Origin of the sequence: Pseudomonas iranensis (assembly GCF_014268585.2) — a bacterium.
Taxonomy (GTDB): Bacteria; Pseudomonadota; Gammaproteobacteria; order Pseudomonadales; family Pseudomonadaceae; genus Aquipseudomonas; species Aquipseudomonas iranensis.
Genome location: NZ_CP077092.1, coordinates 5,417,098 through 5,442,900, shown reverse-complemented (window position 1 = coordinate 5,442,900; position 25,803 = coordinate 5,417,098). Strand labels below are relative to the sequence as shown.

25 protein-coding genes are annotated in these 25,803 nt (G+C 59.5%); 14 read left to right on the top strand and 11 right to left on the bottom strand.

What is annotated here, in order from left to right; all coding sequences use genetic code 11:
- Nucleotides 1–19: 19 nt before the first annotated feature.
- The gene (locus tag HU724_RS24520) at nt 20–898 is read left to right on the top strand and encodes a DMT family transporter (RefSeq protein ID WP_016773077.1); all 879 of its coding nucleotides are present in this window, start codon (nt 20–22) and stop codon (nt 896–898) included.
- A 131-nt stretch (nt 899–1,029) separates the two neighbouring features.
- Here HU724_RS24520 and HU724_RS24515 read toward each other — a convergent pair whose 3' ends face one another.
- Complete coding sequence (locus HU724_RS24515; RefSeq protein ID WP_186568867.1) at nt 1,030–2,367, bottom strand: MFS transporter; 1,338 nt, start codon at nt 2,365–2,367, stop codon at nt 1,030–1,032.
- Nucleotides 2,368–2,728: 361 nt separating this feature from the next.
- Between HU724_RS24515 and quiC the strand changes: the two genes are divergently transcribed.
- A complete protein-coding gene (quiC, locus tag HU724_RS24510; protein WP_186568868.1) occupies nt 2,729–4,630 on the top strand; it encodes a 3-dehydroshikimate dehydratase QuiC in 1,902 nt (633 codons plus the stop codon).
- 102 nt (nt 4,631–4,732) lie between these two features.
- Nucleotides 4,733–5,410: a TetR/AcrR family transcriptional regulator gene (locus HU724_RS24505; RefSeq protein WP_024014415.1), complete on the top strand. Its 678-nt coding sequence runs from the start codon at nt 4,733–4,735 to the stop codon at nt 5,408–5,410.
- A gap of 118 nt (nt 5,411–5,528) precedes the next feature.
- Here the strand turns inward: HU724_RS24505 and HU724_RS24500 are convergent, their stop codons facing one another.
- Nucleotides 5,529–6,383 carry a shikimate dehydrogenase gene (locus tag HU724_RS24500; protein WP_186568869.1) on the bottom strand — a complete coding sequence of 285 codons (855 nt, stop codon included), beginning with the start codon at nt 6,381–6,383 and terminating at the stop codon, nt 5,529–5,531.
- A gap of 5 nt (nt 6,384–6,388) precedes the next feature.
- Nucleotides 6,389–6,829 carry a type II 3-dehydroquinate dehydratase gene (gene aroQ, locus HU724_RS24495; protein ID WP_016773081.1) on the bottom strand — a complete coding sequence of 147 codons (441 nt, stop codon included), beginning with the start codon at nt 6,827–6,829 and terminating at the stop codon, nt 6,389–6,391.
- A 326-nt stretch (nt 6,830–7,155) separates the two neighbouring features.
- Between aroQ and HU724_RS24490 the strand changes: the two genes are divergently transcribed.
- Together HU724_RS24490 and HU724_RS24485 are read left to right on the top strand one after the other, a co-directional pair.
- Complete coding sequence (locus tag HU724_RS24490) at nt 7,156–7,584, top strand: DUF4160 domain-containing protein (protein WP_136494060.1); 429 nt, start codon at nt 7,156–7,158, stop codon at nt 7,582–7,584.
- Nucleotides 7,581–8,027, top strand: a complete 447-nt coding sequence (locus HU724_RS24485; protein ID WP_136494059.1) for a DUF2442 domain-containing protein — start codon at nt 7,581–7,583, stop codon at nt 8,025–8,027. The genes HU724_RS24490 and HU724_RS24485 overlap by 4 nt, the downstream gene beginning before the upstream one ends.
- A gap of 54 nt (nt 8,028–8,081) precedes the next feature.
- Here HU724_RS24485 and trmA read toward each other — a convergent pair whose 3' ends face one another.
- Entirely contained in the window at nt 8,082–9,161 is a 1,080-nt protein-coding gene (gene trmA / locus HU724_RS24480; RefSeq protein WP_186568870.1) for a tRNA (uridine(54)-C5)-methyltransferase TrmA, read from the bottom strand.
- A complete protein-coding gene (locus tag HU724_RS24475; RefSeq protein WP_016773083.1) occupies nt 9,158–10,453 on the bottom strand; it encodes an NCS2 family permease in 1,296 nt (431 codons plus the stop codon). Before HU724_RS24475 ends, trmA begins: the two co-directional genes overlap by 4 nt.
- Before the next feature lie 220 nt (nt 10,454–10,673).
- Between HU724_RS24475 and HU724_RS24470 the strand changes: the two genes are divergently transcribed.
- Nucleotides 10,674–11,120, top strand: coding sequence for a DUF4879 domain-containing protein (locus HU724_RS24470; protein ID WP_186568871.1), 447 nt, complete (start codon nt 10,674–10,676; stop codon nt 11,118–11,120).
- A gap of 67 nt (nt 11,121–11,187) precedes the next feature.
- Nucleotides 11,188–11,739, top strand: a complete 552-nt coding sequence (locus tag HU724_RS24465) for a DJ-1 family glyoxalase III (RefSeq protein ID WP_186568872.1) — start codon at nt 11,188–11,190, stop codon at nt 11,737–11,739.
- Nucleotides 11,740–11,744: 5 nt separating this feature from the next.
- On the opposite strand, the gene HU724_RS24460 is transcribed toward HU724_RS24465, so the two are convergent.
- On the bottom strand, nt 11,745–12,980 hold the full coding sequence (locus HU724_RS24460; RefSeq protein WP_186568873.1) for an MFS transporter: 1,236 nt from the start codon (nt 12,978–12,980) through the stop codon (nt 11,745–11,747).
- Nucleotides 12,981–13,451: 471 nt separating this feature from the next.
- Here HU724_RS24460 and HU724_RS24455 point away from each other — a divergent pair, with 471 nt between their 5' ends.
- The 3 genes from HU724_RS24455 to HU724_RS24445 all read left to right on the top strand — a co-directional run bounded on the left by HU724_RS24455 (nt 13,452) and on the right by HU724_RS24445 (nt 16,161).
- A complete protein-coding gene (locus tag HU724_RS24455; RefSeq protein ID WP_024014409.1) occupies nt 13,452–14,897 on the top strand; it encodes a cytochrome ubiquinol oxidase subunit I in 1,446 nt (481 codons plus the stop codon).
- A 3-nt stretch (nt 14,898–14,900) separates the two neighbouring features.
- Nucleotides 14,901–15,908, top strand: a complete 1,008-nt coding sequence (gene cydB / locus HU724_RS24450; protein WP_016773089.1) for a cytochrome d ubiquinol oxidase subunit II — start codon at nt 14,901–14,903, stop codon at nt 15,906–15,908.
- A gap of 85 nt (nt 15,909–15,993) precedes the next feature.
- Complete coding sequence (locus HU724_RS24445; RefSeq protein ID WP_016773090.1) at nt 15,994–16,161, top strand: DUF2474 domain-containing protein; 168 nt, start codon at nt 15,994–15,996, stop codon at nt 16,159–16,161.
- A gap of 145 nt (nt 16,162–16,306) precedes the next feature.
- Here HU724_RS24445 and HU724_RS24440 read toward each other — a convergent pair whose 3' ends face one another.
- From HU724_RS24440 to HU724_RS24430, 3 genes are all read right to left on the bottom strand, one after another.
- Nucleotides 16,307–17,731 carry an IS1182 family transposase gene (locus HU724_RS24440; protein ID WP_186569874.1) on the bottom strand — a complete coding sequence of 475 codons (1,425 nt, stop codon included), beginning with the start codon at nt 17,729–17,731 and terminating at the stop codon, nt 16,307–16,309.
- Between the two features lie 108 nt (nt 17,732–17,839).
- Nucleotides 17,840–18,964 (bottom strand): methyltransferase, encoded by a 1,125-nt coding sequence (locus tag HU724_RS24435; RefSeq protein WP_186569399.1) that lies wholly within the window; start codon nt 18,962–18,964, stop codon nt 17,840–17,842.
- 174 nt (nt 18,965–19,138) lie between these two features.
- A complete protein-coding gene (locus HU724_RS24430) occupies nt 19,139–19,849 on the bottom strand; it encodes an autoinducer binding domain-containing protein (protein WP_186569398.1) in 711 nt (236 codons plus the stop codon).
- A gap of 311 nt (nt 19,850–20,160) precedes the next feature.
- Between HU724_RS24430 and HU724_RS24425 the strand changes: the two genes are divergently transcribed.
- Nucleotides 20,161–20,937, top strand: a complete 777-nt coding sequence (locus tag HU724_RS24425; protein WP_186569397.1) for a ferredoxin--NADP reductase — start codon at nt 20,161–20,163, stop codon at nt 20,935–20,937.
- A 45-nt stretch (nt 20,938–20,982) separates the two neighbouring features.
- Here HU724_RS24425 and mscL read toward each other — a convergent pair whose 3' ends face one another.
- Nucleotides 20,983–21,396 (bottom strand): large-conductance mechanosensitive channel protein MscL, encoded by a 414-nt coding sequence (gene mscL / locus HU724_RS24420; protein ID WP_186569396.1) that lies wholly within the window; start codon nt 21,394–21,396, stop codon nt 20,983–20,985.
- A 285-nt stretch (nt 21,397–21,681) separates the two neighbouring features.
- On the opposite strand from mscL, the gene katB reads away from it, so the two are divergent.
- Genes katB through radA form a run of 3 tightly spaced genes read left to right on the top strand, consistent with a single transcriptional unit; the run spans nt 21,682 to nt 25,241 of the window.
- Entirely contained in the window at nt 21,682–23,223 is a 1,542-nt protein-coding gene (gene katB / locus HU724_RS24415; RefSeq protein WP_186569395.1) for a catalase KatB, read from the top strand.
- 57 nt (nt 23,224–23,280) lie between these two features.
- On the top strand, nt 23,281–23,826 hold the full coding sequence (locus HU724_RS24410; protein ID WP_076564177.1) for an ankyrin repeat domain-containing protein: 546 nt from the start codon (nt 23,281–23,283) through the stop codon (nt 23,824–23,826).
- Between the two features lie 47 nt (nt 23,827–23,873).
- Nucleotides 23,874–25,241, top strand: coding sequence for a DNA repair protein RadA (gene radA, locus HU724_RS24405; protein WP_095181861.1), 1,368 nt, complete (start codon nt 23,874–23,876; stop codon nt 25,239–25,241).
- A gap of 155 nt (nt 25,242–25,396) precedes the next feature.
- Here the strand turns inward: radA and HU724_RS24400 are convergent, their stop codons facing one another.
- A complete protein-coding gene (locus HU724_RS24400; protein WP_186569394.1) occupies nt 25,397–25,765 on the bottom strand; it encodes a PilZ domain-containing protein in 369 nt (122 codons plus the stop codon).
- Nucleotides 25,766–25,803: the final 38 nt, after the last annotated feature.

Genomic DNA, 25,803 nt, shown 5'->3' with positions numbered 1-25,803 from the left:
TTTTTTTCAGAGATTGCCAATGACCGTCAGCACCCCGCTCTCCGGTGTCAACCAGCCCTTCAAGGGGATTCTGCTGATTGTCGTGGCGACGTTCCTGTTTTCCAGTCACGACGCGCTGTCGAAATACCTCTCCGGTTTTTATCCGATCGTGATGGTGGTGTGGGCGCGCTATGTGGTGCACACCTTGTTGATGGCGGGGATTTTCCTGCCGCAGTCCGGTTTGCGCGTGCTGCGCACCAAGAAACCGTTATGGCAGCTCGCCCGTGCCCTGTGCCTGCTCGGCACCAGCCTGTTTTTCACCACGGCGCTGCTGTACATCCCGCTGGCCGAAGCCACGGCGGTCAACTTTCTCGCGCCGGTATTGGTGACGGCGTTATCGGTGCCGTTGCTCAAGGAACGCGTGACGCGTGGGCAGTGGATCGCGGTGATCTGCGGCTTCATCGGCGTGCTGATCATCGTCCACCCGGGCGGCGAGCTGTTCACCCCGGCGATCCTGCTGCCGTTCTGCTCGGCGCTGTTCTTCTGCTTCTACCAGCTGCTGACGCGCAAGCTCGCCGAAGTGGACAGCCCGACCACCAGCAACTTCTTTGCCGGGCTGTGCAATACCCTGGTGATGAGCGCGCTGGTGCCGTTCTTCTGGCAGGTGCCGACGTGGACTCACGCCGCGCTGATGCTCGCGCTGGGCAGTTGCGGGATGACGGCGCATCTGTTCCTGACCCAGGCCTTCCGTCACGCCGCGCCGGCATTGCTGGCGCCGTTCGGCTATTGCCAGATCGTCTTTGCCGGGTTGTTGGGCTGGCTGCTGTTCAATCACACCCCGAGCGGGTTGACGGTGATCGGTATTGCGGTGATCTGTTGCAGCGGATTGGCGGCAGCGTGGCAGCAGAGCCGGCGCTGAAGAAAGGACCCCGGTACAACTTGTGGGAGCGAGCCTGCTCGCGAAAGCGTTGTGTCAGTCGCCATATTCAGTGGCTGACGTGACGCCTTCGCGAGCAGGCTCGCTCCCACAACGGGATGTATGCAGGCAGGTTATTCGGTAACGGTCGGAATCTTGCGCGGTGCCATGAAGTACATCCACGTCAGCGCGAGGAAGTACATCGCCGGAATCAGCGTGAACAGTACCGTGTAGTTGTTGTTGGTGACGGTGAGGATGTGGCCGACGATCTGGGTCATGAACATCCCGCCGATCGCCGCGCACATGCCGCCGAAGCCGAACACCGTGCTCATCATGTGCTTGGGCGTGTAGTCCATCACCAGGCTCCAGATGTTCGCCGTCCAGGCCTGATGCGCGCCGATCGCCAGCGAGATCGCCGCCACCGCCACCCACAGGTTCGCCGAGCCGGCAGCCATAACCACGCCGATGATGCAGCAGGCAAACAGCAACATCGACAGCAGCCGCGCCTTGATCGGGTTCATGCCGCGACCGATCAGGAACGAGGACAGAATCCCGCCGCCGACACTGCCGAAGTCAGCCGTGACATAAATGATGATCAGTGGAATACCCATCTGCGTCACGTTGATGCCGAGGTTGTATTGCTGATTGAGAAACGGCGGCAGCCAGTACAGATAGAACCAGAACACCGGCGCGGTCAGCGAGTAGGCGAGGGCGAAGGCCCAGGTGCCGCGCATGCGCAGGATCTTGCTGAATGGCACGCGGGCCTGTTCGGGTTCGACTTGCTGCTGGATGTAATCGAGCTCCGACTGTTTCACCGTCGGGTGATCTTCCGGATTGAAGTACTTCAAGCCCCAGAACAACAACCAGATGCCGCCGAGTGCCGCCATGCACAGGAACGCCGCTTGCCAGCCCCACACATGCAGGACCAGTGGCAGCAGCATCGGCGTGAACATCGCGCCGACGTTGGTGCCGGCGTTGAAAATGCCGGTAGCGACTGCACGTTCACCGGCCGGGAACCACAGGCGCGTGGTCTTCACACAGGCCGGGTAGTTGGCCGCTTCCGTCAGGCCGAGGATGAAGCGGCAGACCATGAAGCCGACTGCCGAGGTCGCCAGGCCATGGGCGCCGGTGGCCAGGCTCCAGAGCAGCACGGCGCAGAAGAACACGCGCTTGACGCCGACCCGGTCGATCAGGCGTCCCTGCAGGACAAACCCGATCGCGTAGCCGACCTGAAACCAGAAGTTGATGTTGGCGTAGTCCATCGCCGTCCAGCTCATTTCCTTGGCGAGGATCGGCTGCATGACGCCGAGGGCGGCGCGGTCGATGTAGTTGAGGGTGGTGGCGAAAAACACCAGCGCCAGCATGCCCCAGCGGGTCTTGCCGACAGCCATGGCGCCGCGGATCTTGTCGCCAATGCCACCCGTGGCAGTGCTCATGGCCGGAGCCATGCGGGAAGTCTGTGAAGGAATCATGTGTTCCACCCGTTTTTGGATTTGTTATTTGGTGTTCTTTTCTGTCGAACACCTTGCCCGGTGGTTAGTGGCCGGACTCGATGTGCAACCGATGTTGGGCAGTGAACAAAAAATCGTCAATTCGCCAAATCGCCTTAGTGTTCGATAATCGCACGCAAAACTAACCGGGTAGTACACTTTAAATTGCTGCGCGCAGGGATGCAGCCAATAATTTCCCTCACTATAAAAACCCATTCCCCGGTAGGAGCTGCTGAAGGCTGCGATCTTTTGATTTTGCTGTTTTGGTAATCAAGATCAAACGATCGCAGCCTTCGGCAGCTCCTACAGTAAAGATAAAGCGGCGCAGTCCGGGAGTTGAAACATGCAGCGTTCCATTGCCACCGTTTCCTTGAGCGGCACCCTGCCGGAAAAACTCGAAGCCATTGCCGCCGCCGGGTTCGACGGCGTGGAAATTTTCGAAAACGACCTCCTGTACTACGACGGCAGCCCACGGGAAATTAAACAGATGTGCGCCGATCTGGGGATCGCCATCACCCTGTTTCAGCCGTTCCGTGACTTCGAGGGCTGCCGCCGCGATCGCCTGGCGCGCAACCTCGAGCGTGCCGAGCGCAAGTTCGATCTGATGCAGGAACTTGGCACCGACCTGGTGCTGGTCTGCAGCAACGCGTCGCCGGACAGTGTCGGCGATCAGCAAATCCTCGTCGATGATTTGCGCCTGCTGGCCGAACGCGCCGGCGCCCGTGGCTTGCGCATCGGTTACGAAGCGCTGGCGTGGGGCCGTCACGTCAATACTTATCAACAGGTCTGGGACATCGTTCGTCAGGCTGATCACCCCAACCTCGGCGTGCTGCTCGACAGCTTTCACACCCTGTCGCTGAAGGGCGATCCCAGCGCGATCGCCGACATTCCTGGCGAGAAGATCTTCTTCGTGCAAATGGCCGACGCGCCGATCCTGGCCATGGACGTGCTGGAGTGGAGCCGGCATTTCCGCTGTTTCCCGGGGCAGGGCGAATTCGATCTGCCGGGTTTCCTCGCACCGATCATCAAGAGTGGCTATACCGGGCCGTTGTCACTGGAAATCTTCAACGACGGCTTCCGCGCCGCGCCCCCGCGAGCTAACGCCGCCGACGGATTGCGCTCGCTGCTGTATCTGGAAGAGAAGACCCGTCAGCGTCTCGAGCAGGAAGCGCCGCCGGTGGCCAACCGTGACATTCTTTTCGAAACGCCGCCGGCCAGCGAATACAACGGGGTTGAATTTCTCGAGTTTGCCGTCGACGAAGCGTTGGGCGCGAAGCTCAGTCACTGGCTGCAACGCCTCGGTTTTGCCAAGGCCGGGCAGCATCGCTCCAAGAGCGTCAGCCTGCTGCGTCAGGGCGATATCAACCTGATCCTCAACTCCGAGCCGTATTCGTTCGCCCACAGCTTTTTCGAAGCTCACGGCCCGTCGCTGTGCGCCACGGCCGTGCGGGTCAAGGACAGCGCCAGTGCGCTCGCCCGCGCCGTCGCTTACAAGGGGCAGCCCTATCGCGGCCTGGTCGGGCCGAATGAACTGGAACTGGCGGCGGTGCGCGCACCGGACGGCAGCCTGATTTATCTGGTCGATGCGGACGCCGACGTGTACGGCACCGATTTCAATCTGTTGCCGGACGCGCAGACCGGCGGCGGCCTCAAGCGTATCGATCACATGGCCATGGCGCTGCCGGCGGACAGCCTCGACAGTTGGGTGCTGTTTTACAAAAGCCTGCTGGATTTCGAAGCCGACGATGAGGTGGTCTTGCCCGATCCGTACGGTCTGGTGAAGAGCCGCGCACTGCGCAGCCGCGACAGCTCGATCCGGCTGCCACTGAACATTTCCGAGAACCGCAACACTGCCATTTCGCATGCGCTGTCGAGTTATCGCGGCTCCGGTGTGCACCACATCGCCTTCGATTGTGACGACATCTTCGCCCAGGTCAGTCGCGCCAAAGAGGCCGGCGTGCCGCTGCTGGACATCCCGCTGAATTACTACGACGACCTTGCGGCGCGTTTCGATTTCGACGATGAGTTTCTCAGCGAGCTGGCCTATTACAACGTGCTCTACGACCGTGACGCCCAGGGCGGCGAGTTGTTTCATGTCTACACCGAGCCGTTCGAGGGGCGGTTCTTCTTCGAGATCATTCAGCGCAAGAATGGCTATGCCGGCTACGGCGCGGCCAACGTTGCGGTGCGGCTGGCGGCGATGGCCAAATCCCGCAGCGGTGCGGTGCGTCAGGCGAAGTTGTAGGGAATTCGTAAACGCGGGATTAAACACCGGCTGCGCGGCTTCCTTCACTGTCCCGCGCGGCCCATAATCGCCAGCTTGTGCAGTGATGGCCGTGAGCCCGCGATGACCATGAATTCAGAACTTTCCGCCGCTGCTGTCGAGTCCGAGGCAGTGCCGCGCAAGAGTCGCAAGAACAACCCGGAAAAGACCCGCGAGAACATTTTGCAGGAGGCGATCGTCGAGTTCGTCCAGCAGGGATTGTCCGGCGCCCGCGTCGACGCGATCGCCGAGCGCATCCACACCTCCAAGCGCATGATCTATTACTACTTCGGCAGCAAGGAGCAGTTGTACGTCGAGGTGCTGGAGAAGCTATACGGCGATATCCGCAGCACGGAAAACCGCCTGCATCTGGATGAGCTGCCGCCCGAGCTGGCGATCCGCCGACTGGTGGAATTCACCTTCGATCACCACGATCACAACGTCGACTTCGTGCGCATTGTCAGCATCGAAAATATCCACAACGCCGAATACGTGAAGCGTTCCGATGCGATCAAGGCGCTGAACAACACGATCCTCGATACCTTGGGCGGGATTCTGCAACGAGGCGCGGACGAAGGTCTGTTCCGGCGTGGCATCGATGCGCTGGACGTGCACCTGCTGATCAGTTCGTTCTGCTTCTATCGCGTGTCGAACCGCCACACGCTGGGGGAAATCTTCCAGATCGACCTGCCGGACGAAACCATCAAGCAGCGCCACCGCGAGATGATCTGCGAATCGGTGTTGCGCTACCTGAAGGCCTGACTCGATCTCCCTTGTGGGAGCGAGCCTGCTCGCGAAAGCGGTGCGTCAGTCGCCCTGTTCGTTGACTGAATCGACGCCTTCGCGAGCAGGCTCGCTCCCACAAGGGTCGCTTTGATATTCAGCCATTCATGCTTTGAAAATGCTCGAGCATGCGCTGCGCATCCGGCACCACGCCGCTGAACAATTCAAACGCCTTCACCGCCTGAAACACCGCCATGTTGCCGCCATCCAGGGTGCGGCAGCCCAAGGCGCGGGCATCGCGCAGCAGTTCGGTTTCCAGCGGGAAATACACAATCTCCGCGACCCACATTTCCGTGCGCAGCAACCCGGCCGGCACCGGTGAACCCGGCAGCTTGGCCATGCCCATCGGCGTGGTGTTGACCAGACCATCGGCCTGCGCCAGCGCCCCGGGCAAATCCCGCCCCGCCTGCGCGCGACCGGCGCCAAAATGTTGATTCAGATTGTTTGCCAGGCTCTCGGCACGCTCGCGGTCGACATCAAAAATCGTCAATTGCCGTACGCCTTCGCTGAGCAGCGCGTGGGCCACCGCCGCGCCAGCACCACCGGCGCCCATCTGGACGACGCGTTCACGGGCAGCGTCTGTCAGACCCCGGCGAAAACCCTCGGCGAAACCGAGGCAATCGGTGTTGTGGCCGACACGCTTGCCGTCCTTCAGCACCACTGTGTTCACCGCGCCGATACCAAAGGCTTCCGGCGACAACTCATCGAGCAGCGGGATGACCGCCTGTTTGCACGGGAAAGTGATGTTCAGTCCGGTGTAATTCATCCGCTCCGCCGCTTGCAGCAAGTCGGGCAGGGCCGTGCTGTCGAGGCGCAATTGATCGAGGTCGATGAGCTGGTACAGATAGCGCAGGCCCTGCGCATCACCTTCGTGCTCATGCAGTGCCGGTGTACGTGAAGCCTGAATCCCGGCGCCGATCAGCCCGGCGAGTATCACCTTGGAACGCGACATGGTTCTTACCTCTGCAACCGCTGGCTGAAATGCTCCAGCGCCAGGCGATAGCCATGGCTGCCGAACCCGCACATCACCGCCGTGGCAATGCCGGAAACAAATGAATGATGACGGAACGGCTCACGGGCGTGGACATTGGACAGGTGCACCTCGATCACCGGCAATTCACTGGCGACCAGTGCATCGCGAATCGCCACGGACGTGTGCGTCCACGCCGCCGGATTGATCACGATCCCGGCACAACGACCACGCGCGGCGTGAATCCAGTCGAGCAACTCGCCTTCATGATTGGTCTGGCGAAATTCCACGGTCAGGCCGAACTCGTCAGCCGCGCGACCACACAACGCGGAAATATCCGCCAGCGTTTCATGACCATAAGTCGCCGGCTCGCGGGTGCCAAGCAGGTTCAGGTTCGGGCCGTTAAGCACCAGAACGGTAGGGGACATGGGGTAACTCCACTTCTTGTTTTTGGCATCGGCCGAGTGGGTTCAGCCTGTGGAGATAAAATGTACTAGATGGTTACATCGGTCAATCGGACAACTTTAAGAGCAGTAATTTTCGTTCGGTGATCGCACAGGGGTGATCATGCCAAGCGTAATTTCAAAACGTAACGACAGCTTTGCTTACGTTTTTCTCTGCTCATTTCTCGAGCCGCAACCCCACGCCCGCTAGTCTTCAGTGACCTCCGGCACATCGCTTTGTGTTAACCGGTCGTCGGACTCGAAAGGAAATTCGAGATTTGGAAATCCATTAACCTAACGGATGGGTTAGCATGAAGATATGCAGCTACAAAGGAATGTCGATTCGCATCATGTTGAGAGACGAACACTGTCCACCGCACGCCCATGTAGATGCGGGTGCCTGGAATGCCCGCTTCCGGTTCAGCTTCTGGCACAACGAAGTTGATCTGTGGGATGTCGTGCCGTTGTCCCGACGACCACCGCTCACTGTGCTTAACGGCCTGTGTCTGTCACTTGGACAACCGGCGCACTTGCGTAGAGCACGAGGGATCTGGTGGTCGGCCGTGAAGACCGCTTGTCTCGATAATCAGATATGGGACTGCCAGGCAAACGAAGTGCCCGTAATGAAACCAGTCACCGACGAGACCTACAGGATCGGATCGGCGCGCTATGACCCCGATGAAGACAAGGTGCTGCTGTCCTTGATCGGCAAGTTGGAAGGAGTTGAGATCGAATTATGAAAGTCATCAAAGCAAAACCGTCGGTGCATCGCCCCCTGACGGAAGAAATGCTCGATGCCGCCATCACACTTGGCGAAGCACGACAGGCCAATAGTTTGCAGGCCGTGTCAGTGAGCTTCGAAGAATCCTCTTTGGTCATTCGTTTCGAGGACGGCAGCGGTGTGTTGCTTCCGGTGAAGCTGTATCCCGAATTCGCGGGGTTTGAAGCGGCCGATTATGCAAGCCTGACGATCGGCTTCGCCGGCACTGCGCTGTGCCATGAGGGCAAGGATCTGGATATTTCCATTGCCGGAATGATTTCAGCGAGCCCGCCGCTTATGCGGATGGCCGCGTCGGTCGTCGCCTCGCGCAACGGGCGTCAAAGCAGCGCTGCGAAATCTGCGGCAGCGCGAGCCAATGGCAAAAAAGGCGGACGTCCACGCAAAACGGATATCGCGCCATAGCACCCACAAAAAAGCCGTCAATCACGACGGCTTTTCCGTATCAGCTACCCGCAATCAACGCCGGGTCAGCAGCACACCGGATTCCATGTGATGGGTCCACGGGAACTGGTCAAACATCGCGCACTTGGTAATGCGGTGGGTGTCATGCAACTGGGCGATGTTAGCCGCCAGGGTGTCCGGGTTGCAGGAAATGTAGAGGATGTTGTCGAAGCGCCGGGTCAGTTCGCAGGTGTCCGGATCCATGCCGGCGCGCGGTGGGTCGACGAAGACGCTGCCGAATTCGTAGCTCTTCAGATCGATGCCGTGCAGGCGACGGAACGGGCGCACTTCGTTGAGCGCTTCGGTCAGCTCCTCGGCGGACAAACGCACCAGCGTGACGTTATCCACAGCGTTGTCGCTGAGATTGCTCAGGGCCGCGTTGACCGAAGTCTTGCTGATCTCGGTGGCGAGCACTTTGCGCACGCGAGTCGCAAGCGGCAGGGTGAAGTTACCGTTGCCGCAGTACAGCTCGAGCAGATCGTCGCTGCGATCGCCCAAGGCTTCGTATGCCCAATTGAGCATCTTCTGGTTCACCGTGCCGTTGGGCTGGGTGAACGCGCCTTCGGGCTGGCGATAGCTGAAGGTGCGGCCGCCGACTTCGAGTTTCTCGACGACATAGTCCTGGCCGAGCACTTCGCGCTTGCCTTTGGAGCGGCCGATGATGCTCACGCCCAGATCCGCCGACAACTGAGTTGCCGCCGCGTGCCAATGCTCGTCCAGCGGACGGTGATAGCACAGGGTGATCATCGCGTCGCCAGCCAGCGTGGTCAGGAATTCGACCTGGAACAGCTTGTGGCTCAGCGCCGAACTGGCTTGCCACGCGGCCTTCAACTGCGGCATCAACTGGTTGATGCGCAGGCTGGCAATCGGAAATTCCTCGATGAGGATCGGCGTGCGCTTGTCGTCCTGGGAGAACATCGCGTAATGCCGTTCGCCGCCCTCGCGCCACAGGCGGAATTCGGCGCGCAGGCGGAAGTTCTGCAGCGGCGAATCAAAGACCGACGGCTCGGGTGCATCGAACGGCGCCAGCAGATCACGCAAGCGCGTGACCTTGGCTTCGAGTTGTTCGGCGTAGGCTTGAGAATCGAAAGTCATGCGTTGAACCAACCCAGCTTGATCACAAACAGAATCGACAGAATCACCAGTGCCGGGTTCAGCTCACGGGCACGGCCGGACAGCAGCTTGATGGCGGTCCAGGCGATGAAGCCGAAGGCGATGCCGTTGGCGATCGAATAGGTGAACGGCATGGCCAGTGCGGTGACCACAACCGGCGCCGCCACGGTGATGTCGTCCCAGTCTATTTCCGCCAGGCCCGAAGTCATCAGCACGGCGACGAACAGCAGCGCTGGCGCGGTGGCGAAGGCCGGAACGCTGGCCGCCAGGGGCGAGAAGAACAGCGCCAACAGGAACAGGATCGCCACGACGATGGCGGTCAGGCCCGTGCGGCCACCGGCACTGACGCCGGCTGCGGATTCGATGTAACTGGTGGTGGTCGACGTGCCCAGCAGTGAACCGGCCATGGCCGCCGTACTGTCGGCGATCAGCGCACGGCCCATTTTCGGCATGTGGCCGTCCTTGCCCATCAGGCCGGCGCGCTTGGCGACGCCGATCAGGGTTCCGGAGTTGTCGAACAGGTCGACGAACAGGAAGGCGAAGATCACGCTGACCAGACCGATGTCCAGTGCGCCTTTGATGTCCAGTTGCAGGAAGGTCGGCGCCAGCGACGGCGGCATCGACATGATGCCGCCGAACTCGGTGACGTTCAGTACGATCGAGGCGATGGTTACGGCGAGAATGCCGATCAGCACTGCGCCGCGCACTTTCAGTGCTTCGAGGGCGACGATCACGGCAAAGCCGACGGTGGCCAGAATCGGCGCCGGTTTGGTCAAATCGCCGAGGCCGACCATGGTCGCCGGGTTGCTGACCACGATACCGGCGTTGTGCAGGGCGATCAGCGCCAGGAACAGGCCGATACCGGCGGCAATCGCCGAGCGCAGTGGCAGCGGAATGGCGTTGATGATCCATTCGCGGATGCGGAAGATCGACAGCAGGAAAAACAGCACGGCGGAAATGAACACCGCACCCAGCGCCACCTGCCAGGTGTGGCCCATGTGCAGCACCACGGTGTAGGTAAAGAAGGCGTTCAGGCCCATACCCGGAGCGAGGGCGATCGGGTAGTTGGCGATCAGGCCCATCACGGTCGAGCCGATGGCGGCCGCCAGACAGGTGGCGACGAAAATTGCGCCCTTGTCCATGCCGGTCTCGCCGAGGATGCTCGGGTTGACGAACAGAATGTAAGCCATGGCCAGGAAAGTCGTGACGCCCGCAAGAATTTCGGTGCGCACGTTGGTGTTGTGTGCCTTGAGTTGAAACAGCCTTTCCAGCATGTCTGCTCCCCGTGGCGCGCGTGGCGCCGTGAATGTATCGACCTCAACAGCAAAGCACAGACCGTCGCAAGCGCCTGGGAAATTGTCGTGGGCCGGAAAAAGCCGCGCATCATACCAGCCGCGTGAGGAATTTGGCGGATGTTGGTGTCGATCGTCGGCGAAGTTTTGCGCAGCCGACAACTGCGCCATACTGCGCGCTGATTTTTTGGAGTGGGCAGGCATGCGCAACGGCGGGATCAGGATTTTCGGATGGATTGCAGCACTGCTGGCGACAGCTCAGGCGTTCGCGGCCTCGGCGCCGCCGTTGACCGAAGTGAAGGTGATCAAAGTGCAGTCACCTTCCTGCGGACTGGAAGATATTGCCGATAACCAGCCGCAAACCCAATGTAATCACAGCGGGACGAATATCAAGGTCTTCGTGTTGGAAGTCGGCTATGGCCAGAACCAGCCACACGTGACTTTGGATGGCTTCGAGGTCAACGGCACCCGAGGTCCGGTGTGCGCCTTCGATAATGGCAATCTCACTGAATGCATCCCTGGCAGCAAAACCGTCGGTTCTCTTTATACCTTCGATCTGGCCGGCAAACAGCAAGGCACCTTCAACTTCAGCAACACCTCGATTAACGCTCCGCGCAACACGCTTTCGACTCAGCTTTACATCAAGTAACGGCTGTCTGCGAACAAGGTGGGACAAAGCTGACTACGCTTGACTGACTACCCAGCGGAAAGCGCCCATGATTTCCAGAGCCCTGATTGCCCTCGCCGAGGGCATCGACGATTTGCAAAGCGTGACCCTGATCGACGTACTGCGCCGCGCCGGCATCGAAGTGGTCGCCGCCAGCATCGAAGGTCGGCGCATGCTGACCTGTGCGCGCGGCACCCGGCTGACTGCCGACGGCATGCTGGTCGATGTGCTGGCACAGACTTTTGACCTGATCGTCCTGCCAGGCGGTGCCGTCGGTTCCCGGCATCTGGCGGCGCATCAGCCCTTGCAGCAATTGCTCAAGGACCAAGCCAGCGCCGGCCGACTGTTCGCCGCCATCGGCGAAGCCCCGGCTGTCGCCCTGCAAGCATCAGGCGTGCTGCGCCAGCGACGCATGACCTGCCTGCCCGGCGCCAGCCATCAGTTGTCCGGCTGTACGTTTGTTGATCAACCGGTGGTGGTCGACGGCAACTGCATCACCGCCCAAGGCTCGGGCGCGGCACTGGAGTTTGCCTTGACCCTGGTTGAGCAGCTTGGTGGCAAGGCGTTGCGGGCGAGGGTGGCGGGGGAGTTGATGGCCTGAAAGATTCAGACCTTCTCTTCCACCGGCACATGCATTCGATCCCGCTTCGCCAACGTCGGAAACAGTTTGATCCACGTCCCCGTCACCACCAGGGTGCCGATCCCGCCCATCACCACGGCCGGCACGGTGCCGAACCAGTGGGCGGTGAGGCCGGATTCGAATTCGCCCAGCTGGTTCGAAGCACCGATGAACAAGCCGTTGACTGCGCTGACCCGGCCGCGCATTTCGTCCGGGGTTTCCAATTGTACGAACGAGGCGCGGATGACCATGCTGATCATGTCCGCTGCGCCGAGTACCACCAGCACCGCCAGGGAGAACCAGAACGAGGTCGACAGGCCGAATGCGATGGTAGCGACGCCAAAGATGCCGACGGCAGTGAACATCACCCGGCCGACATTGCGCTCCACGGCAAATCGCGCCAGAAACAGTGACATCAGCAACGCACCCACCGCCGGCGCCGAGCGCAACAGACCAAGGCCCCACGGGCCGGTCAGCAGAATGTCCTTGGCGAATACCGGCAGCAACGCCGTGGCGCCGCCCAGTAATACGGCAAACAGGTCCAGCGAGATCGCGCCGAGGATGTCCGGGCGGCTGCGGATGAAGCGAATCCCCGCCAGCAGCGAGTCCAGCGTGGCTTTGCCTTTATTCAATGGCGTCTGGCGTGCCGGCAGGTTGAGCATCAGCGAACAGGCGATCACGTACAGCAGCACGGTCGGGCCGTAGACCCAGACGCTGCCGAATGCATAGAGCAAGCCGCCGAGGGCCGGGGCGACGATAGTGGCCGACTGTTGCGCCGATTGCGCGGCGGCGACTGCGCGGGGGAAAAGCGCACTGGGGACGATGCTGGGCAGCAAGGCCTGAGTCGTCGGCATCTCGAACGAACGGGCGGCGCCGAGCAGGAAGGCGAGGATGAAAATCATCTCGCGGGTGACGTGATCGGTGGCGCTGCCGATGGCCAGCGCCAAGGCAATCAGTGCCTGCAACGACTGGCAAAGCGCGGCGACCTTGCGCCGATCGTAGCGATCAGCGACATGGCCGGTGTGCAGCATGAACAGCACCCGCGGGGCGAACTCGACCAGCCCGACCAGGCCCAGATCCAGCACATTGCCAGTCAGCTGATACAGGTTCCAGCCAATTGCCACGGTGAGCATCTGGAACCCGCTGGCGGTAAAGATCCGCGCCAGCCAGAAAGCCATGAACGGACGATGGTGACGTAACAGCAGGGGCTCTTGTGTGGGCATCTGAAGGCAGGTCTTGGACGAGTGAACGGCGAGATTATCACCAGTCTGTAACAGGAAGTTGCTACGAGAAACAATTCAGTTAGCCAGGCATCGGTTCTTTCATGCTGACAATCAGCCCTGTGGTGAGGGGCTTTATCCCCGTTGGGTCGCGCAGCGGCCCCAAAATCTCGAAACGACGACGACTGCTGCGCATCCGGACGGGGATAAATCCCTTGGCCACAGGAGTGAGGCAACTTGTCACGCGGCAAACTACCACGCAGTTCATTGGTAAAAATGGGACTACTCTTTCAACGTTGCTTGATCCAGATCAAGACCCCGACCGGAACTGATCTGGCGGCCATTTGGCCAGACTCCCTGCGTTGCGATGGTGCAAAAAAAGAACGAATCCGAATTCGCCGCACTCCATATCCGTGGGGGCAGTGGTGCAGGCCTCCGGGCCAGCTACCCGTATTACCTGACAGAGGAAGCCATATGTTCGGTTTAGAGGCTCTCGATCTCGCCCGAATTCAGTTCGCGTTCACCATCTCGTTCCACATTCTGTTCCCGGCCATCACCATCGGCCTGGCGAGTTACCTGGCAGTGCTCGAAGGCTTGTGGCTGAAGACCCGCAACGACACCTACCGCGATCTCTACCATTTCTGGTCGAAGATTTTTGCCGTCAACTTCGGCATGGGCGTGGTTTCCGGGCTGGTCATGGCTTATCAGTTCGGCACCAACTGGAGTCGGTTCTCCGACTTCGCCGGCGCCGTCACCGGGCCGTTGCTGACCTATGAAGTGCTTACGGCGTTCTTCCTTGAGGCCGGTTTCCTTGGCGTGATGCTGTTCGGCTGGAACAAGGTCGGGCGCGGCCTGCACTTCTTCTCGACGGTGATGGTAGCGATCGGCACGCTGATTTCGACCTTCTGGATTCTCGCCTCCAACAGCTGGATGCAGACCCCGCAAGGCTTTGAAATCGTCAACGGTCAGGTGATCCCCACCGACTGGCTGGCAATCATCTTCAACCCGTCATTCCCTTACCGGCTGATGCACATGGCCACGGCCGCGTTCGTCGCCACGGCGTTCTTCGTCGGCTCGTCGGCGGCCTGGCACCTGCTGCGCGGCAGGGACAACCCGGCGATCCGCACCATGCTGTCGATGGCCATGTGGATGGCGTTGATCGTCGCGCCGATTCAAGCTGTGATCGGCGACTTCCACGGCCTCAACACGCTCAAGCATCAGCCGGCAAAAATCGCTGCGATCGAAGGCCACTGGGAAAACCATGGCGACGAAGCAACGCCGCTGATCCTGTTCGGCTGGCCGGACATGAAAGAAGAGCGCACCAAGTTCGCTGTGGAGATTCCTTACCTCGGCAGCCTGATTCTTACCCACTCGCTGGATAAACAAGTACCGGCGCTGAAGGAGTTCCCGCCGGAAGACCGGCCGAATTCGACCATCGTGTTCTGGTCGTTCCGGATCATGGTCGGCCTCGGTTTCCTGATGATCTTCACCGGGTTGTGGAGTCTGTGGCTGCGCAAGCGTGACTCGCTGTATACCTCGCGGCCGTTCCTGCATCTGGCGTTGTGGATGGGGCCGTCCGGTCTGATCGCGATTCTCGCCGGCTGGTTCACCACGGAAATCGGCCGTCAGCCATGGGTGGTCTACGGTTTGATGCGCACTGCCGATGCTTCGTCCAACCACAGCTTCATGCAGATGAGCATCACCCTGATCATGTTCGTCGTGGTCTATTTCGCCCTGTTCGGCGCCGGGCTCGGCTACATGATGCGCCTGGTGCGCAAAGGGCCGAAGATCAGCGAAGGCAGCGAAACACCGGACGGTGGTCCAGGCAAGAAACGCACCCCGGCACGTCCGTTGTCCGCAGCCGACGATCCGGCCGAGGGCGAGCACGAAGACAACACTCGCTTGACCAAGGAGATTTGACTCATGGGTATCGATCTTCCGCTGATCTGGGCCGTGATCATCATCTTCGGCATCATGATGTACGTGGTCATGGACGGCTTCGACCTGGGCATCGGCATTCTCTTCCCGTTCGTGCCCGGCAAGACCGATCGCGACGTGATGATGAACACCGTCGCCCCTGTGTGGGACGGCAACGAAACCTGGCTGGTGCTGGGCGGCGCGGCGTTGTTCGGCGCCTTCCCGCTGGCCTATTCGGTGGTGTTGTCGGCGCTGTACCTGCCGCTGATCTTCATGCTCATGGGCTTGATTTTCCGTGGCGTGGCTTTCGAATTCCGCTTCAAGGCCAAGGATGAAAAACGTCACCTGTGGGACAAGGCATTCATCGGTGGTTCGATCGCGGCGACGTTCTTTCAGGGCGTGGCGCTGGGAGCGTTCATCGATGGTCTGCCGGTGGTCAATCGCCAGTTCGCCGGTGGTTCACTGGACTGGCTGACGCCGTTCACGCTGTTCTGCGGCGCGGCGCTGGTGGTGGCCTATGCCTTGCTCGGCTGCACCTGGCTGATCATGAAAACCGAAGGCAAATTGCAGGAACAAATGCATGATCTGGCGCGGCCGCTGGCGTTTGTCCTGCTGGCAGTGATCGGTATCGTAAGCCTGTGGACGCCTCTGTCGCATCCGGAAATCGCCTCGCGCTGGTTCAGCATGCCGAATCTGTTCTGGTTCATGCCGGTGCCGATTCTGGTGCTCGTCACCTTGTACGGCCTGATTCGCGCGGTGGCACGTAATGCCAACTACACGCCGTTCCTGCTGACCCTGGTGCTGATTTTCCTCGGCTACAGCGGTCTGGGCATCAGCCTGTGGCCGAACATCGTGCCGCCGTCGATATCGATCTGGGACGCCGCCGCGCCGCCGCAAAGTCAGGGCTTCATGCTGGTCGGCACGTTGTTCATCATTCCGTTCATCCTGGGGTATACCTTCTGGAGCTACTACGTGTTCCGCGGCAAGGTCACGCACGAAGATGGTTACCACTAATCCCATGCTGGGGCTTGCCCTGTGGGAGCGAGCCTGCTCGCGAAGGCGTCCGCAGTGACGCCTTGGCTTAAAGGAGATCGATGCAATGACCGGCAAACATTCCCTGCACGACATTGAAGAAGCCGAAAAAAAGCCGCTGTGGCAGCGGCTCGGCTGGTTGGCTCTGATCTGGGTTGGCAGTGTCGGCGTGTTGTTCATCGCCGCCAGCCTGATGCGCATGTTCATGAATGCCGCAGGTTTGACCACCCACTGAAACATCCCGTCGCGGCGCCTTCGGGTATGGATTTGCAACGCTCCTTACCAGACTGTGTGAAAACGCACTGATGGTGGTTCCAGCAAACGCCCCGACTTGTTCGGGGCGTTTGCTTTTGTGCTCACAGCAAACGAAAAAAGGCGTTTCAGCCCATCAGCGCCATCATCTGGCGCACGCCCAACACGTTAATTGCTCTTTTCAGGTTGTAGGCGTTCACCGCCAAGGCCATTTCAGCTCTCGCGCCTTCAAGCTGTCGCAGCAAGAAGCGAGCGTTACCAAATAACCACTGTTTAAGGTTGCCGAAGGGATGTTCGACGATGGATCGTCGACTGACCATCATTTCGGGATGTGCCTGCATTCGCTGCTCCATTCGCTCGAAAGCCTGTTCGTGCAGATGGCGCGAGATGTATCGGCGTTTGGCGTCGGTGCACTTCGCTTTAATCGGGCAGCTTGCGCAGTCGCTGACCTTCGCTTGGTAGATCCGGCCTTTGTTGCTGATCTGCTTAAAGATCAGCCATTTTCCGGCAGGGCATTGATATCGATCTTGCGACGCATCGTAGGCAAATGCTGTTCGATCGAAAAATATCTGCTCCTTGCCGCAGGAGTTGAGTGATCGCGCCACAGGCACATAAGCCGTGATGTTCTCATCCTCACATGCCTGGAACTGCTTGCCATTGGAGTAGCCCGCATCCGCGGTGACCGTCAGTTCATCTTGTGAAAGTTGTTCCTTGGCGGCCTTGGCCATCGGTTCAAGTTGCTTGCGATCATCGCTGTCCTGAGTCACTTCATGATGCACGATCATGCAGTTTTCAGCGTCCACGGCTGTCTGCACGTTGTACCCGACCCGAGGCCCTTTGTGCGTTCGCAGCATTCGCGCATCGCTTTCGTGGGTATTGAATTGCTCAAGCTCCATGGATTTCATCAGCGCCTGGCACGTCAAGTTATTGGAATGCCTGACTTTAAGTTGCGCCAAAGTCGCCTTGATTGCATTGCGGTCAATCTTCTCGCCGGCTTCGGTTTTATCTGCCTCGTCCAGCTCTGCCAAATAGTGGGCGATGCGCTTCTCCAGCTTCTGCTCTTGATGTTGGAGCCGCTTCAAATTCATATGACGCCGTGAAGAGGCGACCGCCTGAAATTTGCTGCCATCAATGGCCACCAACTCGCCGGTTATCAGCCCCGCTGAGCGGCAAAACTGCACGAAGGCCCGGCACGTCGCGATGAAAGCGGCTTTGTTGTCTTTACGGAAATCGGCGATGGTCTTGAAATCAGGCTTGAGTCGATTGATCAGCCACATCACTTCGACGTTGCGCTGGCACTCGGCTTCGAGCCGTCGTGATGAGCGAATCCGCTGGAAATAGCCGTAGAGGTAGAGTTTGAGCTGATCCGCTGGATCGTAAGAGGGACGGCCGGTGCTTTTGGGAAGTGCTTTATCAAAGCCCAGTCGAGCCAGATCCAGCTTGGCGACGTAAAGATCGATAACGCGAACGAGGTGATCCTCGGGGATCAACTCTTCCAGCGAGACCGGAAACAGGCTGGTCTGGCTGCGGGACTGTCCCTGGATGTAGGCCATAACGAAAAATGCTCCGTATCTTTCGATACGGAGCATTTTCTTTGAGCGCTGCGCAGATTGCTAGGTTTTCACACAGTCTGTTACGGAGGGTTTTTTTATGCCGCAGATTTATTTGCGCGCCTTGAGGATGACGAATTTCGGCGTGGCCGCCACTTGCTCGACACCACGAAACAGGCGCGCCAGTTTGCTGTGATAGCCCAGATGCCGGTTGCCGACGATATACAGCGCACCACCAACCACCAGAGCCTCGCGCGCCTGCTGGAACATGCGCCAGGCGAGGAAGTCGCCGACCACCTGTTGCTGATGGAACGGTGGGTTGCACAGCACCACGTCCAGCGACTGCGGTGCCTGCCCGGCCAGACCATCGCCAGCGCGCACGATGACTTCGCGATCGCCCAATGCCGCGCGCCAGTTCTCGGCAGCCGATTGCACCGCCATGAATGATTCATCGACCAGCGTGTAATGCGCATCCGGGTTCTGCAAGGCGCTGGCGATTGCCAACACGCCGTTGCCACAGCCGAGGTCGGCAACCCGTGCGTTGCCGAGGTTTTTCGGTAGATGCGGCAGGAATGCGCGGGTGCCGATGTCGAGGCCTTCGCGGCAGAACACGTTGGCGTGGTTGAGCAATTCGATCGCCGGTTCGTCGAGGCGATAACGAGTCGGGTAAGGAGACGTGGCGGGCGCTTTGCTTTCAGGCGTGGCGATCAGCAGTCGGGCTTTCTTCACGGCCAGCGACGCCTGCACCGGGCCAATGTAGCGCTCCAGCAGATCGCCGGCAGCGCGCGGCAGATGCTTGACCATGGCGGCGGCGATCACTTGCGCGCCGGGAGCGAGTTGCCCTTGCAGGCGGATCAGCTGTTCTTCCAATAGCGCCAGGGTTTTGGGGACTCGGATCAGCACGCGATCAAACGGCCCGACCAAAGGCTCACTGGCCGGTATCGGGCGGATCGCATCGAACGCCTGACCATTGCGCAGCAGATTCTTTTCCAGCCCGACGAAACCCAGGAACGAATCGCCGCTACTGCTCACCTCGACCTTGTCCAACAGACTGATTGCCAAGGCGCCAAAGCTGTCATTGAGCACCAGCACGCGGGTGTTGCTCGCAGGTTGTTCGCTGGCGAGATGATTGAGCAGGTATTCGTCCGCCGCATCGAATGCTTGCAGCGGTTCGTTCTGCTGTTCGGGCTGGCGGATCAGGTCGAGTTGAGCGAAAGGTGTTTCGAGCAAAGGCATGGGACGGGGACTCAGGATATTCGGCAGACGTCCCGTTGCCGGCATCTCGTGCGACGGGATCCGACCGAGTGGACTGCGATGCACGCGGTGTGCGTCATCACTCGAAGAAGGCCTGAATGGTACGTTTTTTTGCGCGCGAATACTCGCGGGATTGAAGCGCGATGCCTCAGTTGTTCAGATGATCCCGGCCCGGACAGCCGCCATCACCGCAGAAATCTTGTTGCAGACTTTGAGTTTCTCGATCACGTTCTGCACGTGGTAGTTGATGGTACGTTCACTCAGGTTGAGGATTCGCGAAATGTCGTGAGCGGTCTTGCCCACGGCGGACAATTTCAGGATCTCCAGCTCCCGTGTCGATAGCCTGGGCTTGCTGGGTCTTGCCGGGATGGGCACGGTGCGGGCATACAGATCACTGAAGTGTCGATTGGCGAAAAAGATATAACCGTAATGCTCGTACAGCTCGAGCGGGCTGATCGGGCAGTGGGTTCGAGCCAGACTGATGATGCTGCACAAACCGCTGGCTTCGTCATGAAACGCTTGCGACCAGCCATGCTGCAATCCGTTGTTTTTCAACGCCTGCCACAACTCGGGCGCATCAGTGAAAACTCTTTCTTCCCAAACGATCGGCAATACTGAGTGATTGCAATGCGCTATTACCGGGTCAATATTCCGGTAGTTCTCTTTGTTGTACTGGCTGTTCCATTCTTTTGGATAGTTATTGATTTGCAAGGCATTCAGGTGGACATCGCGATGGGGGGAGGTGACCGCTATCGCACAATAGTTAAAGCCCAGATTCACGGCAAATCTCAGCAGTATCGGGTATGCCACCTCAATGCCTTTGGCAAATGTCAGTTGTTTCAATTGTGATTCCTTCCACGTTTCCATGAACTTTGCCTCCATCCTGATATAGGGGCGCCAAATGGATCCAAAAAATCCGGCACGAATCGAAGTGTAGGCTCTTTCCTGCGAAACGCCTTACATTTTTTAGAGATTGAAACTTTGATGTTTTCTATAAAGCGTTCTTAGCAATACAGGCTGTTATATTTTAATTGGCATCTTAAAGTTATTGCTCTAGATCCAGCATTGCCAGCAAATCGAATGTCTAGCGCTGATCCCGTCAATACCATTACCAATCAGGAGTGTTTGGCAGCGCGATTTTGCGGGACACTGTGGGCAACCGTTTCAAGGAGTGCCTCATGACTGCCATTGCCGAAAAGTACACCACCCAGACCTTGCTCGATGTGCAACCGTTGACGCCGAACCTGTTCACGCTGCGCACCAGCCGTGATCCCGGCTTTCGCTTCCGTGCCGGCCAGTTCGCCCGGCTGGGCGTCACCAGGGCCGATGGCAGCACGGTCTGGCGCGCCTATTCGATGGTGTCGTCGCCATTCGATGAGTTTCTTGAGTTCTTTTCTATCGTCGTGCCGGGCGGCGAATTCACCAGTGAGCTGAGCCGGCTACAGGTCGGCGACACCTTGATGGTAGAACGCCAGGCGTTCGGCTACCTGACGCTGGATCGTTTTGTCGACGGCCGAGACCTGTGGTTACTGTCGACCGGCACCGGGGTGGCGCCGTTTCTATCGATCCTGCAGGACTTCGAGGTCTGGGAGAAATTCGAGCGGATCATTCTGGTTTACAGCGTGAGGGAGGCGCGGGAACTGGCCTATCAAGAGTTGATCGCCGGGTTGGCGCAACGTGACTATCTGAGTGAATACGCCCACAAGCTGCAATTCATCCCCACTGTGACCCGCCAAGCCCACCCAGGCGCGTTGCAGGGCCGGATTACCACGTTGATCGAAAACGGCGAACTGGAGCGAGCGGCAGGGGTTGAGCTCTCCCCAGAGCATTCGCGAGTGATGCTGTGCGGCAATCCGCAGATGATCGACGACACCCGCGCCTTGCTGAAACAGCGCGACATGCGCCTGAGCCTGACCCGCAAGCCGGGGCAGGTTGCGGTGGAGAATTACTGGTAACGAAAACGGCACCCGCGGGTGCCGTTTTGATGTGTAGCGAATGCCTCAGGGCCGCTCGTTCTGCGCTTTTAGCAGGTCGCGGATTTCGCCCAGCAGTTGCTCTTCCTTGCTCGGGATCGGCGGCGCGGTCGGGGCTACGGCTTCTTCGCGCTTGAGGCGGTTGATGACTTTGACGCCCATGAAGATCGCAAACGCGACAATCACGAAATCCAGCACCGTCTGCAGGAATTTGCCGTAAGCCAGCACCACGGCGGGCGCATCGCCCTGGGCGGCTTTGAGCGTGACAGCCAGATCACTGAAGTCCACCCCACCGATCAACAGGCCAATCGGCGGCATGATCACGTCGCCGACAAACGACGAAACGATCTTGCCGAACGCCGCGCCGATGATGATACCGACGGCCATGTCGACCACATTGCCTTTGACCGCGAAGGCCTTGAACTCGCTAAGCACGCCCATAGTTATTTCCTTGTTACAGATGAGTTTGGTGTAGGCAGTGTAAATCAGCGAAACGCCTCCTGCGCGAAACACCTTCTTACAATGCCCGTTTTTATCGACACATCAATTGACGATTAGTTTGCAAAATGCCAGCAATCGCGCGCGGAATACGCGCTAACCCGCTGACGGGAAAGCCAATTTCTTCAATCATGGCGTTACGTTCTTTCTATTTATGTTCCTCGGCACGGGCCTCTAGCCTTGCTGTGGCGCACCTGGATGCGCTCAATAAAACCAGAGGAACCTGATATGACTTCTGCTCTTGGACTGGGGGCTTTTCCCCATCGCCGCACCCTCGGCGTTCTCACCGCCAGCCTGCTGACCTTCTCGGTCAACGCCGCTCCGCTGACCCGCGATAACGGCGCTGCTGTCGGTGACAATCAGAACTCGCAAACCGCCGGCGCCACCGGGCCGGTGCTGCTGCAGGACGTGCAACTGATCCAGAAGCTGCAACGCTTCGACCGTGAGCGCATTCCCGAGCGCGTGGTACATGCACGCGGCACTGGCGCTCACGGCACCTTCACCGTGACCGATGACCTCAGCGACCTGAGCAAGGCCAAGGTGTTCGCCGCAGGCCAGAGCACGCCGGTATTCGTGCGTTTCTCGGCGGTGGTGCATGGCAACCATTCCCCGGAAACCCTACGCGACCCGCGGGGTTTCGCCACCAAGTTCTACACCGCTGACGGTAATTGGGATCTGGTCGGCAACAATTTCCCGACCTTCTTCATCCGCGATGCGATCAAATTCCCGGATATGGTCCACGCCTTCAAGCCCGATCCGCGCACCAACCTCGACGACGATTCGCGCCGGTTCGATTTCTTCTCCCATGTACCGGAAGCCACCCGCACACTGACCGAGTTGTATTCCAACTACGGCACTCCGGCCAGTTATCGGGAGATGGATGGCAATGGTGTTCATGCCTACAAGCTGATCAATGCCAGGAATGAAGTTCACTATGTGAAGTTTCACTGGAAGAGTCTTCAAGGCATCAAAAACCTCACGCCAAAACAGGTCAGCGAAGTTCAAGGCCAGGATTACAGTCATATGACTAATGACTTGGTAACTAACATCAACAAAGGCAACTTTCCGAAGTGGGACTTGTACGTGCAAGTTCTCAAGCCACAGGATTTGTCCAAGTTTGATTTCGATCCACTGGATGCAACCAAGATCTGGCCGGGTATTGCCGAGCGCAAAGTTGGACAAATGGTCTTGAACCGTAATCCGGCCAATGTCTTCCAGGAAACCGAACAAGTTGCTATGGCACCGGCCAACGTAGTTCCGGGTATCGAACCTTCGGAAGATCGTTTGTTGCAGGGCCGAGTGTTCTCTTATGCCGATACGCAGATGTATCGCCTCGGCGCCAACGCTTTGCAATTGCCGATCAACGCTCCGAAAACAGCGGTGAACAATGGCAATCAGGATGGCGCGATGAATTTTGGCGCCAGCCAGTCCGGCGTCAACTACCAGCCGAGTCGTCTGCAACCGCGTGAAGAGACGCCAGCGGCGCGTTACAGCCAGTCGGCGCTGGCGGGCAGCACGCAACAGGCGAAGATCCAGCGTGAGCAGAACTTCAAGCAGGCCGGTGATCTGTATCGCTCGTACAGCAAGCAGGAACGTCGCGACTTGATCGACAGCTTCGGCGGCTCGCTGGCCAGCACCGATGACGAGAGCAAGCACATCATTCTGTCCTTCCTGTACAAGGCTGACCCCGAGTACGGCAGCGGTGTGACCGAAGTGGCCAAGGGCGACCTCAGCCGTGTGAAAGCACTGGCGGCCAAACTGACCGACTGATAGCGATGCGGCGTACGCGAGGGCTGTCCCGCCTCGCGTGCGCTCAAGGAGAGCCCTATGCGTATTTTTCTTTTATGCCTGGCCGGGTGCCTGTCGTTCAGCGCGTGGGCGGCACCGGTCGAGCAAAGTCCCGAGGCAATCAAGGCGCAGTTGCAGGATTACTACTTTGACGCCGCACGGCGTGGCGACGTGCCGATGCTCGAGACCTTCATCGAGTCCGGCTATTCCCTCGATACCCGCGACAGCAAGGGTTACACCGCGCTGATTCTGGCGGCCTATCACGGTCAGGCGCCGGCGGTTGAGCGGCTGTTGGCAGCGGGCGCGGACGCCTGTGCTCAGGATCAACGCGGCAACACGGCGCTGATGGGCGCGATTTTCAAAGGCGAGTTGCAGATCGCCCGGCGCCTGATGGCCACCGATTGCAGCCCCGACCAACGTAACGGCGCCGGGCAGACAGCGGCGATGTACGCCGGGCTGTTCAAGCGTCTGGAATTGCTTGATGCGTTGAAAGCCAAGGGCGCCGACCTCAATGCCGAGGATCCGCTGGGCAACAGTGCCGCGCGTCTGGCCAGCGGCGAAATCCGTACCGCTGCGCCGCGCTGATCGGCGATGGCTGCGTTATCATCGCGTCTTTTGTTCCGGGGGTTCTGATGGCCAAGGCCAAGCGCATGTACGGCTGCACCGAGTGCGGCGCAACCTTTCCCAAGTGGGCCGGGCAGTGCGGCGAGTGCGGTGCCTGGAACACCCTGACCGAAACCATGATCGAAAGCGGTGGCGCCACGGCACCCACCGGGCGCACCGGTTGGGCTGGCCAGCAGGCGCAGATCAAGACGCTCGCCGAAGTCAGCATCGAAGAGATTCCACGTTTTTCCACCGCGTCCGGTGAGCTCGACCGCGTGCTCGGCGGTGGTCTGGTCGATGGCTCGGTGGTGCTGATTGGCGGTGATCCGGGGATCGGCAAATCGACAATCCTGCTGCAGACCCTGTGCAATCTGGCCAAGAGCATGCCAGCGCTGTACGTCACCGGTGAGGAATCCCAGCAGCAGGTGGCGATGCGCGCTCGCCGTCTCGGCCTGCCGCAGGATCAACTGCGGGTGATGACCGAAACCTGCATCGAAACCATCATTGCCACCGCCCGCCAGGAAAAGCCCAAGGTGATGGTGATCGACTCGATCCAGACCATTTTCACCGAACAACTGCAATCGGCCCCGGGCGGCGTGTCGCAGGTGCGTGAAAGTGCGGCGTTGCTGGTGCGCTACGCCAAACAGAGCGGCACGGCGATCTTCCTCGTCGGCCATGTCACTAAAGAAGGTGCGCTGGCCGGTCCACGTGTTCTGGAGCACATGGTCGACACCGTGCTGTATTTCGAAGGTGAATCCGATGGTCGACTGCGTCTGCTGCGGGCGGTGAAAAACCGTTTCGGCGCGGTCAACGAGTTGGGCGTGTTCGGCATGACCGACAAGGGCCTGAAAGAAGTCTCCAACCCATCGGCGATTTTTCTCACTCGCGCTCAGGAAGAAGTCCCGGGCAGTGTGGTCATGGCAACGTGGGAGGGCACCCGGCCGATGCTGGTGGAAGTGCAGGCGCTGGTCGATGACAGCCATCTGGCCAACCCGCGTCGGGTGACGCTGGGGCTGGATCAGAACCGTCTGGCAATGCTGCTCGCGGTGTTGCACCGTCATGGTGGCATTCCGACCCACGATCAGGACGTGTTCCTCAACGTGGTCGGTGGCGTGAAGGTACTGGAGACGGCGTCGGATCTGGCGTTGATGGCGGCGGTGATGTCGAGTTTGCGCAACCGGCCGCTGCCGCATGATCTGCTGGTGTTCGGCGAAGTCGGCCTGTCCGGCGAAGTGCGCCCGGTGCCGAGCGGGCAGGAGCGGCTGAAAGAAGCGGCCAAGCACGGCTTCAAACGCGCGATCGTGCCGAAGGGTAATGCTCCGAAGGAATCGCCGGCGGGGTTGCAGATCATTGCCGTGACCCGTCTCGAACAAGCCCTCGACGCACTGTTTGAGTGAATGCCGAACCTCTGTGGTGAGGGGATTTATCTCCGTTGGGGCGCGTAGCGGCCCTGAAAAAACGGGTCTGCTGCGCAGCCCAACGGGGATAAATCCCCTCGCCACATAAATCCCCATCACCACAGGGGCATTCCAAATCGGGATTGGGGGTGGCGCTAGATCTCGATCAGCGCACCCAATTCCCGCTCAAGCTCCTGCGGATCACCGAGGTTGAACTCGATCAACCGCCGCAGGCGCTGGATCGATTCCAGGCTGATGTGGCGGCAGATGAACCCCAAGTGGCCGTTTTCCTCATGGGCCAGATGCACGTCCATTTCGATATCGACGTCTTCGCTCAGATGAATGTCGACGAAGAAGTCCTGCTCTTTATCCCCGAGCCACGGCTCCGGTCGCTCGATCAGCAGGCCCTTGAGCGACAGGTCGATCAGTTTGACCGGCCAGATGTACTCGCCCTGTTTCAGCTCGGTTCGGGCATCGAACGCAATACGTTTGAAACGACGTCGATTGGCGGGGTGCTCACTCATGGCGCAATCCTCATGAAGGTTCGCTGACTATAGACCGC

Coding starts and splice junctions, on each gene's coding strand:
- HU724_RS24455 (WP_024014409.1), top strand. CDS start 13,452: ATGTTCGGTTTAGAGGCTCTCGATCTCGCCCGAATTCAGTTCGCGTTC.
- HU724_RS24515 (WP_186568867.1), bottom strand. CDS start 2,367: ATGATTCCTTCACAGACTTCCCGCATGGCTCCGGCCATGAGCACTGCC.
- trmA (WP_186568870.1), bottom strand. CDS start 9,161: ATGACTTTCGATTCTCAAGCCTACGCCGAACAACTCGAAGCCAAGGTC.
- HU724_RS24500 (WP_186568869.1), bottom strand. CDS start 6,383: ATGTCGCGTTCCAAGGTGATACTCGCCGGGCTGATCGGCGCCGGGATT.
- HU724_RS24520 (WP_016773077.1), top strand. CDS start 20: ATGACCGTCAGCACCCCGCTCTCCGGTGTCAACCAGCCCTTCAAGGGG.
- mscL (WP_186569396.1), bottom strand. CDS start 21,396: ATGGGCGTGCTTAGCGAGTTCAAGGCCTTCGCGGTCAAAGGCAATGTG.
- HU724_RS24485 (WP_136494059.1), top strand. CDS start 7,581: ATGAAAGTCATCAAAGCAAAACCGTCGGTGCATCGCCCCCTGACGGAA.
- HU724_RS24425 (WP_186569397.1), top strand. CDS start 20,161: ATGACTGCCATTGCCGAAAAGTACACCACCCAGACCTTGCTCGATGTG.
- quiC (WP_186568868.1), top strand. CDS start 2,729: ATGCAGCGTTCCATTGCCACCGTTTCCTTGAGCGGCACCCTGCCGGAA.
- HU724_RS24460 (WP_186568873.1), bottom strand. CDS start 12,980: ATGCCCACACAAGAGCCCCTGCTGTTACGTCACCATCGTCCGTTCATG.
- HU724_RS24400 (WP_186569394.1), bottom strand. CDS start 25,765: ATGAGTGAGCACCCCGCCAATCGACGTCGTTTCAAACGTATTGCGTTC.
- HU724_RS24505 (WP_024014415.1), top strand. CDS start 4,733: ATGACCATGAATTCAGAACTTTCCGCCGCTGCTGTCGAGTCCGAGGCA.
- HU724_RS24470 (WP_186568871.1), top strand. CDS start 10,674: ATGCGCAACGGCGGGATCAGGATTTTCGGATGGATTGCAGCACTGCTG.
- HU724_RS24440 (WP_186569874.1), bottom strand. CDS start 17,731: ATGGCCTACATCCAGGGACAGTCCCGCAGCCAGACCAGCCTGTTTCCG.
- HU724_RS24465 (WP_186568872.1), top strand. CDS start 11,188: ATGATTTCCAGAGCCCTGATTGCCCTCGCCGAGGGCATCGACGATTTG.
- cydB (WP_016773089.1), top strand. CDS start 14,901: ATGGGTATCGATCTTCCGCTGATCTGGGCCGTGATCATCATCTTCGGC.
- HU724_RS24445 (WP_016773090.1), top strand. CDS start 15,994: ATGACCGGCAAACATTCCCTGCACGACATTGAAGAAGCCGAAAAAAAG.
- HU724_RS24430 (WP_186569398.1), bottom strand. CDS start 19,849: ATGGAAACGTGGAAGGAATCACAATTGAAACAACTGACATTTGCCAAA.
- HU724_RS24490 (WP_136494060.1), top strand. CDS start 7,156: ATGAAGATATGCAGCTACAAAGGAATGTCGATTCGCATCATGTTGAGA.
- aroQ (WP_016773081.1), bottom strand. CDS start 6,829: ATGTCCCCTACCGTTCTGGTGCTTAACGGCCCGAACCTGAACCTGCTT.
- HU724_RS24475 (WP_016773083.1), bottom strand. CDS start 10,453: ATGCTGGAAAGGCTGTTTCAACTCAAGGCACACAACACCAACGTGCGC.
- HU724_RS24410 (WP_076564177.1), top strand. CDS start 23,281: ATGCGTATTTTTCTTTTATGCCTGGCCGGGTGCCTGTCGTTCAGCGCG.
- katB (WP_186569395.1), top strand. CDS start 21,682: ATGACTTCTGCTCTTGGACTGGGGGCTTTTCCCCATCGCCGCACCCTC.
- radA (WP_095181861.1), top strand. CDS start 23,874: ATGGCCAAGGCCAAGCGCATGTACGGCTGCACCGAGTGCGGCGCAACC.
- HU724_RS24435 (WP_186569399.1), bottom strand. CDS start 18,964: ATGCCTTTGCTCGAAACACCTTTCGCTCAACTCGACCTGATCCGCCAG.